The organism is Euzebya sp. (genome assembly GCF_964222135.1).
Lineage (GTDB): Bacteria > Actinomycetota > Nitriliruptoria > Euzebyales > Euzebyaceae > Euzebya.
Genome location: NZ_CAXQBR010000019.1, coordinates 1 through 16,126, shown reverse-complemented (window position 1 = coordinate 16,126; position 16,126 = coordinate 1). Strand labels below are relative to the sequence as shown.

13 protein-coding genes are annotated in these 16,126 nt (G+C 73.7%); 10 read left to right on the top strand and 3 right to left on the bottom strand.

Translation table 11 applies throughout. The annotated features are described in order from the left end of the window. Positions 1-172 precede the first annotated feature (172 nt). Complete coding sequence (locus ACEQ2X_RS04590; RefSeq protein ID WP_370324599.1) at positions 173-2,158, top strand: cell wall-binding repeat-containing protein; 1,986 nt, start codon at positions 173-175, stop codon at positions 2,156-2,158. A 264-nt stretch (positions 2,159-2,422) separates the two neighbouring features. On the opposite strand, the gene guaB is transcribed toward ACEQ2X_RS04590, so the two are convergent. Continuing rightward, positions 2,423-3,907 (bottom strand): IMP dehydrogenase, encoded by a 1,485-nt coding sequence (gene guaB, locus ACEQ2X_RS04585; RefSeq protein WP_370324598.1) that lies wholly within the window; start codon positions 3,905-3,907, stop codon positions 2,423-2,425. Between the two features lie 116 nt (positions 3,908-4,023). Here guaB and fbaA point away from each other — a divergent pair, with 116 nt between their 5' ends. From fbaA to ACEQ2X_RS04565, 4 genes are all read left to right on the top strand, one after another. Further along, a complete protein-coding gene (gene fbaA / locus ACEQ2X_RS04580) occupies positions 4,024-5,052 on the top strand; it encodes a class II fructose-bisphosphate aldolase (RefSeq protein WP_370324597.1) in 1,029 nt (342 codons plus the stop codon). Between the two features lie 110 nt (positions 5,053-5,162). After that, on the top strand, positions 5,163-5,783 hold the full coding sequence (locus ACEQ2X_RS04575) for a hypothetical protein (RefSeq protein ID WP_370324596.1): 621 nt from the start codon (positions 5,163-5,165) through the stop codon (positions 5,781-5,783). Between the two features lie 155 nt (positions 5,784-5,938). Further along, positions 5,939-6,460, top strand: coding sequence for a hypothetical protein (locus tag ACEQ2X_RS04570; protein WP_370324595.1), 522 nt, complete (start codon positions 5,939-5,941; stop codon positions 6,458-6,460). A gap of 19 nt (positions 6,461-6,479) precedes the next feature. Beyond that, positions 6,480-7,511, top strand: coding sequence for a DNA topoisomerase IB (locus ACEQ2X_RS04565; RefSeq protein WP_370324594.1), 1,032 nt, complete (start codon positions 6,480-6,482; stop codon positions 7,509-7,511). Here the strand turns inward: ACEQ2X_RS04565 and ACEQ2X_RS04560 are convergent. Next, positions 7,498-10,221, bottom strand: a complete 2,724-nt coding sequence (locus tag ACEQ2X_RS04560; RefSeq protein WP_370324593.1) for a cation-translocating P-type ATPase — start codon at positions 10,219-10,221, stop codon at positions 7,498-7,500. The genes ACEQ2X_RS04565 and ACEQ2X_RS04560 overlap by 14 nt on opposite strands. 141 nt (positions 10,222-10,362) lie before the next feature. Here ACEQ2X_RS04560 and ACEQ2X_RS04555 point away from each other — a divergent pair, with 141 nt between their 5' ends. Further along, the gene (locus ACEQ2X_RS04555) at positions 10,363-10,734 is read left to right on the top strand and encodes a plastocyanin/azurin family copper-binding protein (protein ID WP_370324592.1); all 372 of its coding nucleotides are present in this window, start codon (positions 10,363-10,365) and stop codon (positions 10,732-10,734) included. Positions 10,735-10,812: 78 nt separating this feature from the next. On the opposite strand, the gene msrA is transcribed toward ACEQ2X_RS04555, so the two are convergent. Further along, on the bottom strand, positions 10,813-11,475 hold the full coding sequence (gene msrA, locus ACEQ2X_RS04550) for a peptide-methionine (S)-S-oxide reductase MsrA (protein ID WP_370324591.1): 663 nt from the start codon (positions 11,473-11,475) through the stop codon (positions 10,813-10,815). Between the two features lie 247 nt (positions 11,476-11,722). Here msrA and ACEQ2X_RS04545 point away from each other — a divergent pair, with 247 nt between their 5' ends. The 4 genes from ACEQ2X_RS04545 to ACEQ2X_RS04530 all read left to right on the top strand — a co-directional run. Continuing rightward, entirely contained in the window at positions 11,723-12,898 is a 1,176-nt protein-coding gene (locus ACEQ2X_RS04545; protein ID WP_370324590.1) for a PucR family transcriptional regulator, read from the top strand. A 72-nt stretch (positions 12,899-12,970) separates the two neighbouring features. Then, positions 12,971-13,864 (top strand): dihydrodipicolinate synthase family protein, encoded by an 894-nt coding sequence (locus ACEQ2X_RS04540; RefSeq protein WP_370324589.1) that lies wholly within the window; start codon positions 12,971-12,973, stop codon positions 13,862-13,864. A gap of 2 nt (positions 13,865-13,866) precedes the next feature. Further along, positions 13,867-14,874, top strand: coding sequence for a proline racemase family protein (locus tag ACEQ2X_RS04535; RefSeq protein WP_370324588.1), 1,008 nt, complete (start codon positions 13,867-13,869; stop codon positions 14,872-14,874). Between the two features lie 5 nt (positions 14,875-14,879). Further along, positions 14,880-16,126 (top strand): NAD(P)/FAD-dependent oxidoreductase (locus ACEQ2X_RS04530; RefSeq protein ID WP_370324587.1); only part of this gene is annotated, 1,247 nt, incomplete at its 3' end.

Genomic DNA, 16,126 nt, shown 5'->3' with positions numbered 1-16,126 from the left:
TTGCAACATCCGGGCGGTGGCGTTGCAGGGGGGTTGCAGCGGCCGACGGCGATTGGGGTGCGTCGAGCCACCGACCGTAGGGTCCTCTCGCGAGCTCGGGTCGTCGACCCGACCGGACCACGAGGTAACCAACGCCATGACGTCAATCCGGAGGGCCATCTCCCGGACAGCCATGTCCGCCGTTCTGCTGCTCGGCCTGCTGGTGCCCGCAGCGCCGGCGACTGCCCAGTCGGGTCCACCCGGCACCATCGTCTACATCCAGGACGGCGACGTGATCGCTTCGACCCCGGACGGGTCGCAGTCGCACGTCGTCGCTGGCGGCGGGAACTGGGGCGAGCCAGCCATCACCGACGATGGCATCGTCGTCGCGGTCCGGGACGGCACCGAGATCGTGCGGATGACCCAGGCAGGTCAGGAGCTGAGCGCCTTCACCCCCTCGATCCTGTTCGCGTCCGGCATCCACGAGCTGGACGTCACAGAGGACGGTGAGTACGTCGTCTACGGGTCGATCCAGCTGTGCTCCCGACCGAACGGCGACTTCGACACCTGCCGCACCCACAACATCGTCTACGCCGACGGACGCACGCCGGAGTCCCTGGGCGGGGTCGTCCAGTCCAACGTGGTCACGTTCTGGCCCGGGCAGCCCCTGGCCGTGACCCGCGGCGTCGACACCTTCGGCCTCGGCGCCGACGAGACCACCGACTGGTTCGACGAGGGCATCATCGACACCGCCGACCTGGACATCAGCCGAGACGGCAGCTTGCTGGCGACCGCCGGCTGCGACTACGACGCGGTCGACGACGACTTCAACCTCAGCTGCGCGCCGCTGATCAGGTTCCACGTCCTCAACGGCCCGCCGCCGGCGCAGCCGACGCCGGTCACGGACTGCTTCCTCACGAACGCCGAGGAGGCCGTCCGCTTCGACGCCGTCTCCTTCAGCCCCGACGCCACCGCGTTCGTGTACAGCGAGCGCGGCGAGGAGGAGGATCTCGACCAGGCCGACGTCAAGGTCCAGCTCGACTTCAGCGTCAGCCCCTGCAGCGGCGGCGCCGAGATCACGCTGGCCGAGGGTGCCCAGTCCCCGCACTGGGGTGCGGCGACCTACGACCCCAGCGGCGGCGACCCGGTCGACCCGGGCGAGCCCGGTGAGCCCGGCGGCCCCGGTCAGCCCGGCCAGAACCCCGAGGGCACGTTCCGGGTCGACGGCGGCGGCGTGAGCGACCCGGTGGGGCAGGCCATCGCGACCTCGCAGTCGCTGTTCGAGGACGGGCAGGCCGACCGCGTGGTCCTGGCGACCGCCGACCGCTTCCCCGACGCGTTGGCCGGTGCGGCCCTCGCAGGTGTCCGCGGGCCCATCCTGTTGACCCCCTCGAACGGCCCGCTCGACCCCGACGTGGCCGCGGAGATCCAGCGCGTCACCGGCGGGGACGGCGTCGTCCTGACCCTCGGCGGCGAGGCCGCGGTCACCGAGCAGGCCGCCGGTCAGGCTCGCGCTGCCGCCGGCGACCGCGCCTGCACCGCGCCGCTCCCCTCGTCCTGCCGCTACGCCGGCACCGGGCGCGAGGACACCGCCGCGCAGATCGCGGCGACGGTCCTCGCGGAGAACCCCGGCCAGGACCGGGTGCTCATCGCCCGCGGTGACGCGTTCGCCGACGCCATCACCGGCGGGGCGTACGCCGCCCGCGCCGGTGTGCCGATCCTGCTCACCCCCTCGACGACCCTCGCCGCCCAGACCTCCGGGTTCCTCCAGAGCCACCCAGAGGTCGTCGAGGCCGTCATCCTCGGCGGCGAGGCGGCGGTGTCCGGCGCGGTCGCGGGCCAGCTGGGAGTCGACACCGTCGGCCGTGTGGCCGGCGACGACCGGACCGCGACCTCCGCGGCGATCGCCACCGAGCTGTGGCAGGCCGAGGGCCTGGCCGGCGGCGGGGTCGTCGTGGTCAACGTCCGCCACGAGCAGGGCTGGCAGACGGCCCTGAGCGCGGCGGTGGTCTCAGCGGCCGTCGGCGCGCCCCAGCTCGGGGTGGAGAACCCGCCGGCCGCCCCGACCCAGGCGGTGCTCGACGCCGCCGGCGTGGTCGGCACCAGCCAGGTCATCACCTTCGGTGGTGGCGACCTGGTCGCCCCGTCCCAGCTGGCAGCCATCCAGGCAGCCGGGTAGGCGAGGCGGACCACGACCGCGGCCCGGGCGCACCACGCGCCCGGGCCGTCGCACGTGCGACGCGCCGTCGTCAGGTGGACGCCGTAGGAACCCACAACCCACAAATCGACTCCGCTCCGGCCACCCGAGGACCGTGGTCGCGCACATCTGTGGGAGAACCCGCAGGTCAGCGCCGTCGAGGGGTCCCGCACGGAGGCGATCGGTGGGACTCCGGAGTCGATTTGTGGGCTAGGGGGAGGGGTCCAGGTGCGGGCGGCCCCTCGCTCAGCCCTTGCCCGGCACCTGGTAGTTCGGGGCCTCGTGGACGACGTCCATGTCGTGGACGTGGGACTCCCGCGCCCCCGCTGCGGACTGCTTCACGAACCGGGCGCGGCTGACCAGCTCGCCGAGGTTGGCCGCGCCGACGTAGCCCATGCCGGAGCGCAGGCCGCCGGCGAGCTGCTCGACGACCTCGCCGACCGAGCCGCGGTAGGGCAGCAGCCCGGAGACGCCCTCGGGCACCAGCTTGGTCGGCCCCTCGTCGGCCGCGCCCGGCGTGGAGCCCTGGAAGTACCGGTCGGCCGAGCCGGCGCGCATCGCGTCGGTCGAGCCCATCCCGCGGTACTCCTTGTACCGCCGCCCGCCGACCAGGACGAGCTCGCCGGGGCTCTCGTCGGTCCCGGCCAGCAGGTTGCCGACCATCACGGCGGCGGCGCCCGCGGCCAGGGCCTTGACGATGTCCCCGGAGTAGCGGATCCCGCCGTCGGCGATCGCGGTCACGCCGGCGTCGGCCGCCGCCTCCGCGGCGTCCACCACCGCGGTGAACTGGGGCACCCCGACGCCGGTCACGATCCGGGTGGTGCAGATCGACCCCGGCCCCACACCCACCTTTACGACGTCGGCGCCGTGGTCGGCGCACGCCCGCGCACCGTCCGCCGTGGCGACGTTGCCGACCATCAGCGGGGTGTCGGGGAAGCGGTCCTTGATCTTGCCCGCGAACTCGAGGATGCCGGCGGAGTGCCCGTGGGCGGAGTCGATCGCCAGCAGGTCGACGCCGGCGCGGACCAGCGCCTCGGCGCGCTCGTCCCCGTCGTGGGAGGCGCCGATCGCCGCGGCGACCAGCAGCCGGCCCGAGGCGTCCTTGGCGGAGTGCGGGTACCGCCGGACCTTCTCGATGTCCTTGAACGTGAACATCCCGGTCAGCCGGCCGTCGGCGTCGACGATCGGGAGCTTCTCGACCCGGGCGGCCTGCATCGCGTCGCGAGCCTGCTCGAGCGTCGTCCCCGGCGCGGCCGTGGCCAGCCCGGTGGAGGTCATGTAGTCCCGCACCGGCCGGTCGGGGTCCGCCCCGTTGCGGAGGTCCCGGTTGGTGACGATGCCGACGAGCTTGCGCTGGCCGTCGACGACCGGGAACCCGGACACGCGGTAGCGGGCCATCAGGTCGAAGGAGCGCTGCACCGGGTCGTCGGCGGTCAGCGTGACCGGGTCGGAGATGAACCCCGACTCCGAGCGCTTGACCGACTCGACCATCGCGGCCTGGTCCTCGACGCTGCAGTTCTTGTGGATCACCCCGAGGCCGCCCTGGCGGGCCATCGCGATCGCCATCGACGCCTCGGTCACCCGGTCCATCGCGGCGGACAGGACCGGCGTGCGCAGGCTGAGGCCCGGTGCCAGCTCGGTGCTGATCACGGTGTCCCGCGGGAGCACGGACGACGCGCCCGGCAGCAGCAGCACGTCGTCGTAGGAGAGGGCATCACGGATGTCGACCACTGCGCTGTCCTTGTCGTCCGACCGGTGTGCCCAACGGTACGGCACGACCGCGGAGATGGCTGCAGGTCCGGTGGGGCTAGGATCCGGAGCCGCCCCGCCCCACCCGAGGAGGACCCGTGCCCGTCGCCACCCCCGAGACCTACGCCGCGATGCTCGACGCCGCCAAGGCCGGCGGCTACGCCTTCCCCGCGGTCAACGTGACGTCGTCACAGACGCTGAACGCGGCGCTGGCCGGCTTCGCCGAGGCCGAGAGCGACGGGATCGTGCAGATCTCCACCGGCGGGTCCGCCTACTGGTCGGGTCCCACGAAGAAGGACATGGCGGTCGGCGGCGTGGCGTTCGCGGCCTTCGCCCGCGAGGTGGCTGCCCAGTACCCCGTGACGGTCGCGCTCCACACCGACCACTGCCCCCCGAACCACCTGGAGGCGTTCCTCAAGCCGCTCCTCGCGATCAGCGCCGAGCGGGTCGCGAACGGCCAGGAGCCCCTCTTCCAGTCCCACATGTGGGACGGCTCGGCGGTCCCGCTCGAGGAGAACCTCACCGTCGCCCGCGGGCTGCTCGAGGCCTGCGCAGCGGCCAACGTGATCCTCGAGATCGAGGTCGGCGTCGTCGGCGGCGAGGAGGACGGGGTCGAGGCGGAGATCAACGAGAAGCTGTACTCCACCCCGGAGGACTACCTGGCGACCCTCGACGCGCTCGGGTCCGGTGAGCACGGCCGGTACCTGCTCGCCGCCACGTTCGGCAACGTCCACGGGGTCTACAAGCCCGGCAACGTCAAGCTGCGCCCTGAGATCCTCGGCGACGGCCAACGGGTGGCCGCGGAGGCGCTCGGGCTCGAGTCGGGCTCGCGCCCCTTCGACCTCGTCTTCCACGGCGGGTCGGGTTCGGACGCCGCCGACATCGAGGCGGCGATCGGCCACGGCGTGGTCAAGATGAACGTGGACACCGACACCCAGTACGCCTTCACCCGGCCGGTGGTCGACCACGTGCTCAAGCGCTACGACGAGGTCCTCCGCATCGACGGGGAGGTCGGCAACAAGAAGGCCTACGACCCGCGGACGTGGGGTGCCGCGGCGGAGGCGGGCATGGCGGCCCGCGTCGTCGAGGCCTGCCGGACCCTCGGCTCGGCCGGCCGCCGGCTGTAGCGGTTGCCCCTCCGCTGGTGCACGGTCGGACAGGTGTGATACCGCGGGTAACGGGAAGGTCTGTGGGTGACGCACCACAGGCACCCGACAGACCCATGGAGTGATGCACAGTGGCCACCACGACCACACGCGGGACGTCCATCTCCGACCTCGCCTACGCGCTGCTCGGCGCCGGGGACGCGATCCTCGAGCGGGCGCGCCGGCTGACCGAGCACGGCGACGAGCTGCCCGAGGAGGTCGTCCAGCGCCTCAACGACGCCGCCGACCGCTTCCGCGCCTCCATCGACGAGGCGCTGGGCCAGATCGGCGTCCAGGCGCAGCAGCGCGTGAACGAGGCGGGCAGCAGCTACGAGCAGCTCGCCGAGCGCGGCCGGATGCTCCTGGCACGGCTCTCGATCGACCCCGACGTGCGAGGCGCCCAGACCGACGTCGACCAGGCCCGGTCCGGCATCCGCGGCGCGATCACCACGATCCGCAACTCCGCGGGCACGGCGGTGAGCCGCGTGAAGGCCGCGGGCACGATGACGACCAAGGCCGCCGCCAGCGTGGCCGGCGCCGCCGGGTCCGCCGGCGAGGAGATCGGGCGCGAGGCCGGCAAGGTCGGTGAGGCCCGGACCAAGAAGCCGCTCAGCGAGCACACGAAGGCCGAGCTGTACGAGCTCGCGACCGCTCGTGACGTCGAGGGACGTTCCTCGATGTCGAAGGACGAGCTGGTCCGCGCGCTCAGCTGACCGCCCGCAGACCTCGACGCACGACCCGACCACGACGGCCGCTCCGCAACCGGGGCGGCCGTCTTCGCGCTCGGCTCGGAGCGCCGCGGCGGTTCTGGTGCCGATCCCCGGGTAGGGAGGGAGCGGACCGTCCCCGACCCCTCCACCTCTCATCCATGACGACACCCACCCGATCCCCCGCCCGCCTCGCCCTGGCGCTCATCGCCGTGCTCGCGCTGTCCGTCGCCGGCTGCGCCGCCGATGACGAGTCCGGCGCGAACCCCGACCTGGCAGAGGAGACGGCGGTGGCGGAGACCGAGCCGGTCACCGGTGGGGCCGACGTCGAGCCCGGGGTCGGTCTCGGGACGCCGGTGCCGGGCAGCTTCGCCGAGATCCCGCTGCCGACGAACGCCGACCCCCTGAGCGACCCCAGCACCGAGGACGGCGTGACCGTCCAGACCTGGAGCGTGACCAGCTCGAGCCCGCCCGTCGTCCTCGACCACTTCGACGAGGTGCTGCCCGAGCAGGGCTGGGAGCCGGGAGAGGCCGACGCCACCAGCGTCCAGGGGACCGAGCCCGCCGAGCTGGCCCAGAGCACCTGGACCCGTGACGGCCAGACCCTCCTGGTGACCGCGGCGGACTACGACGGCGCTGACTCCGAGACCGTCCAGCTGAGCCTGCAGCTCACCGTCGACTGAGCCGACCGGACGGGCAGCGGTGGACCTCCTCGACCCCCAGCGGTTCTCCGCGCAGCTGCAGCTCCGCTACGTGGCAGACACCGATCCGGGCATCACCCGGGTCCGGCGGGGTCGGGGGTTCAGCTTCCACGGGCCTGACGGCAGGCTGCTGAGCGGGCAGGCGCGGGACCGCTGCGTCCGCCTCGCCGTCCCCCCGGCCTGGCGGGAGGTGTGGATCTGCCCCGATGACGACGGCCACCTGCAGGCGACCGGGATCGACGACGCCGAGCGGCGGCAGTACCGCTACCACGACCGCTGGACCGAGGGCCGGCGTCTGGCCAACTTCGACCGGCTGCTCGGCATCGGCGAGCGCCTGGCCGACGTGCGGCGGGAGCTCGACGGCGTCCTCGGCGACGAGCTCGATCCGGTCCGCCGCGCGACCGCGGCGATGGTCCGCCTGGTGGACGCCGGCACGGCGCGGATCGGCGGGATCCGCTCCGCCCGGGAGTTCGGGCACTTCGGCGTGTCCACGCTCCGCGCCGAGCACGTCGCCGTCGACGGCGACCACATCACCCTGCTCTACCCCGGCAAGTCAGGGGTCGAGCGGCACGTCGAGGTGGACGACCCGCTGCTGGCCGACGTCCTCGCGCACCTCGAGGTCGCGAGCGAGCAGGTCTTCGAGATCCGGGACGGCGACCGCACCCACCGGCTGAGCGCCGTCGACGCGAACGAGCTGCTGGCCGAGCTGAGCGGAGGCGCCCTGACGTGCAAGGACTTCCGCACCTGGGGCGGATCCGCCGTCGCCCTGCAGGCGCGGACCGACGGCGCGGACGAGGTCGCCGCCGTCGACGCCGCCGCCGCGGCGCTGGGCAACACCCGCGCCGTCGCCCGGTCGAGCTACGTCCACCCCGACGTCGGCGGGGCCCCGGCCGAGGAGGTCGCCGACGTCTGGCGGGCCTCCCGCGCCTCGACCCGCTACGACCGGCGGGAGCGGGCCCTGCTGAAGCTCCTCGAGCAGCGCCCGCCCCTGCTGGACCGCTGGATGCGCGACGACGCGGTCAGCGGCTCCTGACGCGGCCCAGCGCCCACAGCCCGACCTGGCCCAGCACCAGCACGGCGCCGCCGCCGATCCCGGCCAGCAGCCACATCTGCGCGGTGGGCACCACGAGCCCGAGCACGTCGGTCAACGGCGGGACGGCGAGGGCCAGCAGGACCAGCCCGAAGGAGGCGCCGAGCGCCGACCACACCGCGCCGCTGCGGAGCACCGGGTGGTGCCACAGCGACTCGTCGGCGTCGCGCATGTTGAACACGTGCAGCAGCCGCGCGATGACGAACGCGAGGAACGACACGGTCACGGCCTGCTCCTCCTCGAGCCCGGCGGGGCCGAGCGCCCACGCGAACACGCCGAGGGTCATGCCACCGATGAGCACCGCCCACACCACGGTCTGGGTCCACCCGGAGCGACCCAGGATCGGTTGGCGCGGGTCGCGAGGCGGACGGTCGAGGGCCTGCTCGTCTCCGGGGAGGACGCCGAGGGCGGCCGCGGGGAAGACGTCGGAGACGAGGTTGATGTACAGGATCTGGAGGGGCAGGAGCGGGAGGGCCGCGCCGGACACCGCCGCCGCGGTCACGGCCAGGATCTCGCCGAGGTTGCCGCTGAGGAGGTAGACCACGAAGCGCCGGATGTTCTCGAAGATCGTCCGACCCTCGCGGATGGCCGTGACGATCGTCTCGAAGGCATCGTCCTGCAACACGATGTCGGCGGCATCCCGGGCCACCTGCGTGCCCTTCTCACCCATCGCGATGCCGATGTCGGCGCGCTTCAGCGCGGGGGCGTCGTTGACCCCGTCGCCGGTCATCCCGACCACCGCGCCGCGCTCGCGGGCCAGGGCGATCAGGTCCAGCTTCTGCTTCGGGTCGAGCCGGGCGAACACGCGCGTCCCGGCGAGCCGTTCGCGGAGGTCGTCGTCCCACTCCTCGACCGGCGGGATGTCGCGCCCGCGCAGCACGGCGGACCCGTCGGACGGCGCGTCGGCGTCGAGCAGGCCGATGTCGCGGGCGATCGCCTCGGCGGTCGCAGGCTGGTCGCCGGTCACCATGACCACCTCGACGCCCGCCCGCTGGCAGCTCGCGATCGCGTCGGCGGTCGCCGCGCGGGGCGGGTCCATGAGGCCGACCATGCCGAGGAGCTCGAGGTCGGCGTAGGGTTCGGCGTCGACCGAGTCGACGACCTTGCGCGCGAGCCCCAGGACGCGGACCCCCTGCGCGGCGAGCCGGCCCTGGCTCTCGCGCCACGCCTCGCGCCGCTCGTCGTCGAGGGTCTGGCCCGCCACGGTCGTGCAGGCGTCGAGCACCGCGCCGGGTGCCCCCTTGACCGCCACCAGCAGCTGACCCGGGGGGAACCCGGCCGGCGGGTCGTCGGGGATGCGGTGGTAGGTCGCCATCATCTTCGTCTCCCGGTCGAAGGCGACCTCCCGCTCCTCCGGTGCCACATCGGTGAGGTCGCCCCGGTGCCCGAGGCCCGCGGCGACCGCCCCGCGCTGCAGCGCGACCTCCATCGGGTCGCCCACGTCCCCCTCGGGCCCGTCCTCGCCGACCGTGGCGTTGCCGCACAGCGCGCCGACGAGGAGGGCGGCGAGCGCCGCCCCCTCCGGCTCCTGGCCCTCGCCGAGCGCGGCGATGTCGACCTCGCGGTCGTCGGGCAGCAGCAGGTGCTCGGCCCGCATGCGGCCCTCGGTCAGCGTGCCGGTCTTGTCGGTGAAGATCACGCTGGCCGACCCGAGGGTCTCGACCGAGGCGAGCTCCTTCACCAGCGCGTTGTGCCGGGCCATGCGGACGACCCCGCGTGCCAGGCTGAGCGTCGCGACCACCGCCAGCCCCTCGGGGACGGCGGCGACGGCGAGGGCGACGGCCGTCTCGATCATCGTCTGGACGTCCTGGCCGACGGCGATGCCGGCGACGGCCACCACGACGCCGACGACGATGACGGCCACGATCAGGGCCTTCGCGAGGTCGTCGAGGCGCTCCTCGAGCGGCGTGTCGGCGTCGTCGCTGGACTCCTCGACGAGGCTCGCGACCTCGCCGATCTGCGTCGCGGCCCCGGTCGCGGTGATGAGGCCCGCACCGGACCCGGAGGTCACCCGGGTGCCCTTGTAGGCCATGGGCGTGCGCTCGGCCAGCGGCGTGTCGGCGTCCACCGGCTCGGTGTGCTTCGTCTGCGGGACGCTCTCGCCGGTCAGCGGCGCCTCGTCGACCTGCAGGTTCGCGACGTCGATCAGCCGGAGGTCCGCCGGCATGACGTCGCCCTCCTCGAGCATCACCAGGTCACCCGGCACCAGCTCGGCGGCATCGACCTGCCGCGCCTTGCCGTCACGGCGGACCGCGGCGGTGGTGCGGCCCAGCTCCCTGAGGGACTCGACGGACTGGATGGCCCGCAGCTCGGTGACGTAGCCGATCACGGCGTTGATCACCACGGCGATGAGGACGGCGATCGCCTCGACGACCTCGCCGGCCACGAGCGCGGCCAACCCCGCCGCGAGCAGGATGTAGATGATCGGGCTGAGGAACTGGTCGAGGACGATCCGCCAGCGGGACCGCCCCTCCTCCTCGGCGACCTCGTTGGGGCCGTACCGCTCCAGGCGACCACCCGCCTCCTCACCTGACAGGCCGCGCCGGGCGTCGACGTCGAGCTGGGCGGCGACGTCGGCGACGTCATCCGCCCAGGGGCTGTCGGGGAGGTCGGTGCGGCGGTCGGCGGTCGGGTCGTCCGTCATCGCGGACATGGACGGACCTGGGAGGGTGACGACATGGCCGCAGTCCTTCCCCGGCCGGTCGTCGTCGACACGGTGCGGGCCGGCCCCTAGGGGGATCCTCGGGGTGCGCCGTCTTGGTGGTCCGGCCTCGTGGCAGGCACCTTGTGCGGCATGGCTCCCACATCCCCCGCCCAGCCCACCTCCCGGGTGCTCGTCCCGCGCCTGGCGCTGCTGGGCCTGCTCGTCATCGGGGCCGCGGCCTGCAGCTCCGGGCCCGACCCGCTCGAGGCCGATCCCGTCGCCACGTCGAGCGTCGACGTCGACGACAACGTCTTCGAGCCGATCGCCGTCGAGGTCGCCCCGGGCACCGAGGTCACCTGGACCTGGGTCGGCAGCAACGACCACAACGTCGTCGGGGACGGCTTCGAGAGCGAGCTGGTGACGGAGGGGACCTTCAGCCACACCTTCGAGGACGCGGGCACCGTCGAGTACCGCTGCACCATCCACCCCGCGATGCGCGGTGTGGTGCGGGTCGAGGGGTAGGCGCTACTCCGTCGGCAGCTGCGCGCGGGCCGCGGTGTGGCCGTGGGCCTCGGCGTCGTCGCGCCGAGGCGCGCGATGTCAGAAGCCGACCTGGCAGAAGCCGTGGTTGCAGTAGCCGCCCGGGTTCTTGTGCAGGTACCCCTGGTGGTGGTCCTCGGCGTAGTAGAAGGTCCCGTCCCCGGCCTCGTCGGCCATGACGATCTCGGTCGAGATCTCGCCGTAGCCCGCGTCGGTCAGCGCCCGCTGGTACCGCTCGGCTGAGTCGCGGACGATGGCCATCTGCTCGGCGGTCGTCGGGTAGATCGCTGACCGGTACTGCGTGCCGATGTCGTTGCCCTGCCGGTTCGGCGTGGTCGGGTCGTGGTTCTCCCAGAACGCCTTCATGAGGATCTCGAGGTCGACGACCTCCGGGTCGTAGACCACCTGGACGGTCTCGGTGTGGCCGGTCTGGGCGGTGCAGGTCTCCTCGTAGGTGGGGTTGGGCGTCCACCCGCCCATGTAGCCGACCGCGGTCGAGTGCACGCCGTCGATCTGCCAGAAGATCCGCTCGGCACCCCAGAAGCAGCCCATCGCGACGTAGAGGACCGCCATGCCCTCGGGCCAGGGACCGCGCAGCGGGGTGCCGAGCACCACGTGGCGGTCGGTCACCGGCATGGGCGCGTCGCGGCCGGGCAGGGCGTCGGATCGGTCGACCATCTGGGTCTTGCTGCCGGACAGGAACCGGAACACGAGGGCCTCCATCTGCTGTGGGCTCGCACCAACGGCGGGGATGGCGCCCACGGTACCGACCGGGGCAGCGCCGTAAGGGTTCCGTCATGCTGACGAGCGGGTCCCGGCCGCGCGGACCGGGAGAGAGGAGCCAGGGCGGGGGACGGGGGGGCGATCACCCGCCCCGGCTCGAAGAGCAGCCTAGGGATCAGGGATGTCCAGAGCATCCGATCATGGTCTAAGTTGACGCTCTTCGCGTTCCTACACGAAGGCCCGTTCGTTGCTGAGCCCCTCCCTCGAGAGCATCGTGAACAGCCTGGCCGACCGGCTCGGCCTCCCGGTCGTGCTGGAGGATGTGAACCAGCAGCTCGTCGCCTACAGCCCCCACTACGACCTCACCGACCGCATCCGCGAGGAGACGATCCTGCGACGGGCCACGGCGCAGCGGATCCTCGACGTCTTCACCGGCTTCGACGTGGCGGCCGCGACCGACCCGGTGGTGATCCCCGCCGATCCCGCTGCGGAGATGCTGCCCCGGCTGTGCATCCCGGTCCGCTACCTCGACGTCCTGCTGGGGTTCGCCTGGGTGCTGATGCCGAGCGAGGACGTCGACGACGCCGCGATGGCGGTCGCCCGCGATGCCCAGCAGGAGCTGTCGCTCGCGATGCTCGCCGAGAGCCGCGTGCGGGCTCGGGAGAGCGACACGGTCCTCTCGCTGATCAGCTCCGACCCCGAGACCAGGGTCCAGGGGCTCATCGACGTCGAGACCCGCGGCACCTTCGAGCCGCCGCGGTCCGTCGTCGTCGCCGTGTGCACCGGACCCGCCTGGGAGGACGCGGCGGTCCGCGGTGCCTTCTGGACCGCGGCGTTCGCCGGCGACAGCGCCCACCAGCTCAGGGGGGTCACCGCGCGGGAGGGGGTCGCGCTCATCTCCGTCCGCACCGACGCGCTCGAGGAGGTCAGGGGCACGGCCGACCGGGCGCTCGGCCACGTCCGCCAGCATCGCCGCGACGCGCCGCTCGCCCTCGGCGTCGGTCCTGCCGTGCGCCTGGCCGACCACGCCCACGAGTCCTACCGCTACGCCCGCCTGTCCGCTCGGGCGGCGCTCCGGCCGACCGGGCTCGGCCCGGTCGCGTGGTGGGACGACCTCGGCGTCCACCGCGTCCTCACCCAGCTGCCCCACCAGACCCTGGCTGATGCCGTCGACCCGCGGGTCCGCCGCCTCGTCGCGGAGAACCCGACCTTCGCCGAGACCCTCGAGCGGTACCTGGACCTGAGCGGGGCGGTGCGGGCGGTGGCCGACGACCTGCACATCCACCGCACCACGCTGTACTACCGGCTCGAGCGGATCGGCGCATACGGCCTGGACCCGAGCCGAGGCAGCGACCGCACGACGATCGCGATGGGCTTCGCCGCACTGCGGCTGCTCGGGGACTGGCCGCCTCTCCGATGGTAGTCGCACGATCGTCCACGTTTCTCCGATCATCGTCGGTGTAGGGGTGCGGGAGGGTTCCCTACAGTGCGCCGTGTGACCGCTGATGTGCTGACGGGCGTGTGGCCCGCCGTGACCGTTCCCTTCGACGCCGACCTCGCCCTCGACACCGCGGCGTTCGCCGACCACTGCCGCTGGCTGGTCGAGTCCGGCTGCGACGGCGTCGTCGTCAACGGCTCCCTCGGCGAGTACGAGGCGCTGACCGACGACGAGCGGCGGACCGTCGTCCGGACCGCGATCGACGCCGTCGGCGCCGAGCGGGTGATCCCCGGCGTGGCGGGCAAGGGCGCGCTGGAGGCGGCGGCCTGGACGCGGCACGCCGCCGACCTCGGCGTCGCCGCGGTCATGTGCCTGCCGCCCACGTCCCACGCGCCCACGCCTGACGAGGTCGTCGCCCACTACGCCCACGTGGGCCAGGTCGGCGTGCCGGTCATCGCCTACAACAACCCCTGGTCCACCCGGGTCGACCTGACCCCCGAGCTGCTCGCCCGCATCGCCCGCGAGGTCCCCGCGGTCCGCGGCGTCAAGGAGTTCAGCCAGGACGTGCGCCGCGTGCTCGCCATCGCCGACCTGGCCCCGGACCTGCAGGTGATCTGCGGCTGCGACGACGTCCTCGTCGAATCGGTGCTGGTCGGTGCGCGCGGTTGGATCGCCGGGTTCGTCAACGCGTTCCCGGCCCAGTCGGTCGCCCTCCACCGGATGGCGCTCGACCGCGACGTCGACGGTGCGCTGGACCTGTACCGCGAGATGCTGCCCATCCTCCGGTGGGACGCCGACCCCCGGTTCGTCCAGGCCATCAAGCTCGGCCAGGAGGAGGCCGGCCGCTACGGCGGGCCGTGCCGGCTGCCGCGGCTGGCCCTGCCCGCCGAGGAGGAGGCCGAGGTCCGCGCCCACGCCCGCCGCGCGCTGGCCGCCGGCAGCGGGACCTGAGTGTGCGCGCGACGAAGGTCTTCAGCGTCGTCGACACCCACACCGAGGGGATGCCGACGCGGGTGGTGACCGCGGGCTTCGGCTCGCTGCCGGGCGCGACGATGCTGGAGCGCAGCCGCCACGTCGCGACCGAGCTCGACGGGTGGCGCAGGCTGCTGATGTACGAACCGCACGGGCACCAGGCGATGTCGGGTGCGATCCTGACCCCGCCGACGCGGCCTGACGCGGACCTCGGCGTCGTCTACATCGAGGTGACGGGCTGCCTGCCGATGTGCGGGCACGGCACGATCGGGGTCGTCACGGCCGCGATCGAGACGGGGCTCGTCGACGTCGTCGAGCCCGAGACCGTCGTGCGGCTCGACACCCCCGCCGGGCTGGTCACCGCGACCGCCGAGGTGGTCGACGGCGTGTGCCGGTCGGTCACGATCCGCAACGTCGCGTCGTTCCTCGCGCTCGCCGATGCCGCCCTCGAGGTCGAGGGGATCGGCGCGGTCACCGTCGACGTGGCGTACGGCGGCAACTTCTACGTCATCGTCCCCGCCGAGGCCCTGGGGGTCACGATCGGCCCGGCGCACGCCGACGTGCTGATCCGCCGCGGGATGGCGGTCATGGCGGCGGCGAACGCCCAGCTGACGATCACCCACCCGGTCGAGCCGACGATCTCCGGCGCCCACCACGTCCTCGTGACCGCCCCGGGCAGCGGGGACGTCTCTGGCCACGGCGCGGTGGTGATCGACCCCGGGTACCTGGACCGCTCCCCGTGCGGGACCGGGACCTCGGCCCGGATGGCCCAGCTGCACGCCCGCGGGGCGCTCGACCTGCACACCCCCTACGTCCACACCTCGGTGATCGGCTCGCGGTTCACCGGCCACCTGGTGGAGGCCACGACCGTCGCGGACCACCCCGCGGTGATCCCCACCATCACCGGCCGGGCGTGGATCACCGCCCTGGCCCAGCACCTGCTCGACCCCCGGGACCCCTACCCCGAGGGCTTCCTCGTGACGGGCTGACGGGGGTGGCCCAGGTCGTCGTCATCGGCGCCGGGATCCTCGGGCTGGCCGCGGCGGTGGAGCTGGCGGGGCGCGGCGCGACGGTCACGGTCCTCGAGCGCGGACAGGTCGGGTCGGGCACGTCCAGCCGGGGGGAGGGGAACGTGCTGGTCAGCGACAAGGAGATCCCGGCCGAGGCGCGCCTGGCCCTCCGCTCGGCGGCGCTCTGGCGCCGCCTTGCCGCGGAGTCGACCGAGCCGTTCGAGTACGAGGAGAAGGGCGGCATCATCGCCGCCGTCACCGACACCCAGCTCCGGCTGCTCCGCGGGCAGGCCGAGCGGCAGCGCGCGCTCGGCATCGCCGTCTCCGAGCTCGACGCCGACGCCCTCGCCGACGCCGAGCCGCACCTGACCCGCGCGGTCGTCGGCGGCCTCCACTTCCCCGGCGACGCCCAGGTGATGCCGATGCACGGGGTTCGCGCGCTCGCCCGCCGGGCCCGCGCGGTCGGGGTGGAGATCCGCACGTCGACCGAGGTCGTCGGCCTGGACCGCGACGGCACCGGTCTGGCGGTGCGCACCTCCCGCGGCGTGGTCGGGGCCGACGCGGTCGTCGATGCCGCGGGCCCCTGGTCCGGGGCCCTGTCCGCGCGGCTCGGCGGGCAGGCCGCCGTGGTCCCCCGGCGCGGGGTGATCCTGGTGACCGAGGCGGTGGCCGCCGGCACGGTCCGCCACAAGGTCTACGACGGCCGCTACGTCGAGGCGGTCGCCAGCGACGACGCCGCGGTGCAGGTCGCGCCGGTCATCGAGTCGACCCGGTCGGGGACGGTCCTCATCGGCTCGTCGCGCGAGGTGGTCGGCTGGGACCGGGTGGTCCCCTGGGACGTCGTCGGCCGCCTGGCGCGCGAGGCGGTGTCGCTCTTCCCCGGCCTGGGCCGCGTCGCGATCATCAGGACCTACCAGGGCTTCAGGCCGGCCACGCCGGACCACCTCCCCCTCATCGGACCCGACGCGCAGGTCGAGGGGCTGTTCCACTGCACCGGGCACGAGGGTGCGGGGATCGGGTTGGCCCTCGCGTCAGCCGAGGTGCTGGCGGACGCCGTGCTCGAGGGCCGGGTCGAGGCCGCGTTCGACCCCCGACGACTGGCGGGCGGCGGCGCCGCGGTGGGGGGTGGCCTTGCGGTGGGGGGTGGCCTTGCGGTGGAGGGTGCTGGACCTGCGCCCGTCAAGCCGCTCGAGCTGTCCACCCCGCCGGCTGCCGGTCCGGCGCCGGACCG

Bases quoted from the DNA above. Each gene is read 5' to 3' on its own strand.
- ACEQ2X_RS04590 (WP_370324599.1), top strand. From the start codon at position 173: ATGTCCGCCGTTCTGCTGCTCGGCCTGCTGGTGCCCGCAGCGCCGGCG.
- ACEQ2X_RS04570 (WP_370324595.1), top strand. From the start codon at position 5,939: ATGACGACACCCACCCGATCCCCCGCCCGCCTCGCCCTGGCGCTCATC.
- ACEQ2X_RS04560 (WP_370324593.1), bottom strand. From the start codon at position 10,221: ATGTCCGCGATGACGGACGACCCGACCGCCGACCGCCGCACCGACCTC.
- ACEQ2X_RS04555 (WP_370324592.1), top strand. From the start codon at position 10,363: ATGGCTCCCACATCCCCCGCCCAGCCCACCTCCCGGGTGCTCGTCCCG.
- msrA (WP_370324591.1), bottom strand. From the start codon at position 11,475: ATGGAGGCCCTCGTGTTCCGGTTCCTGTCCGGCAGCAAGACCCAGATG.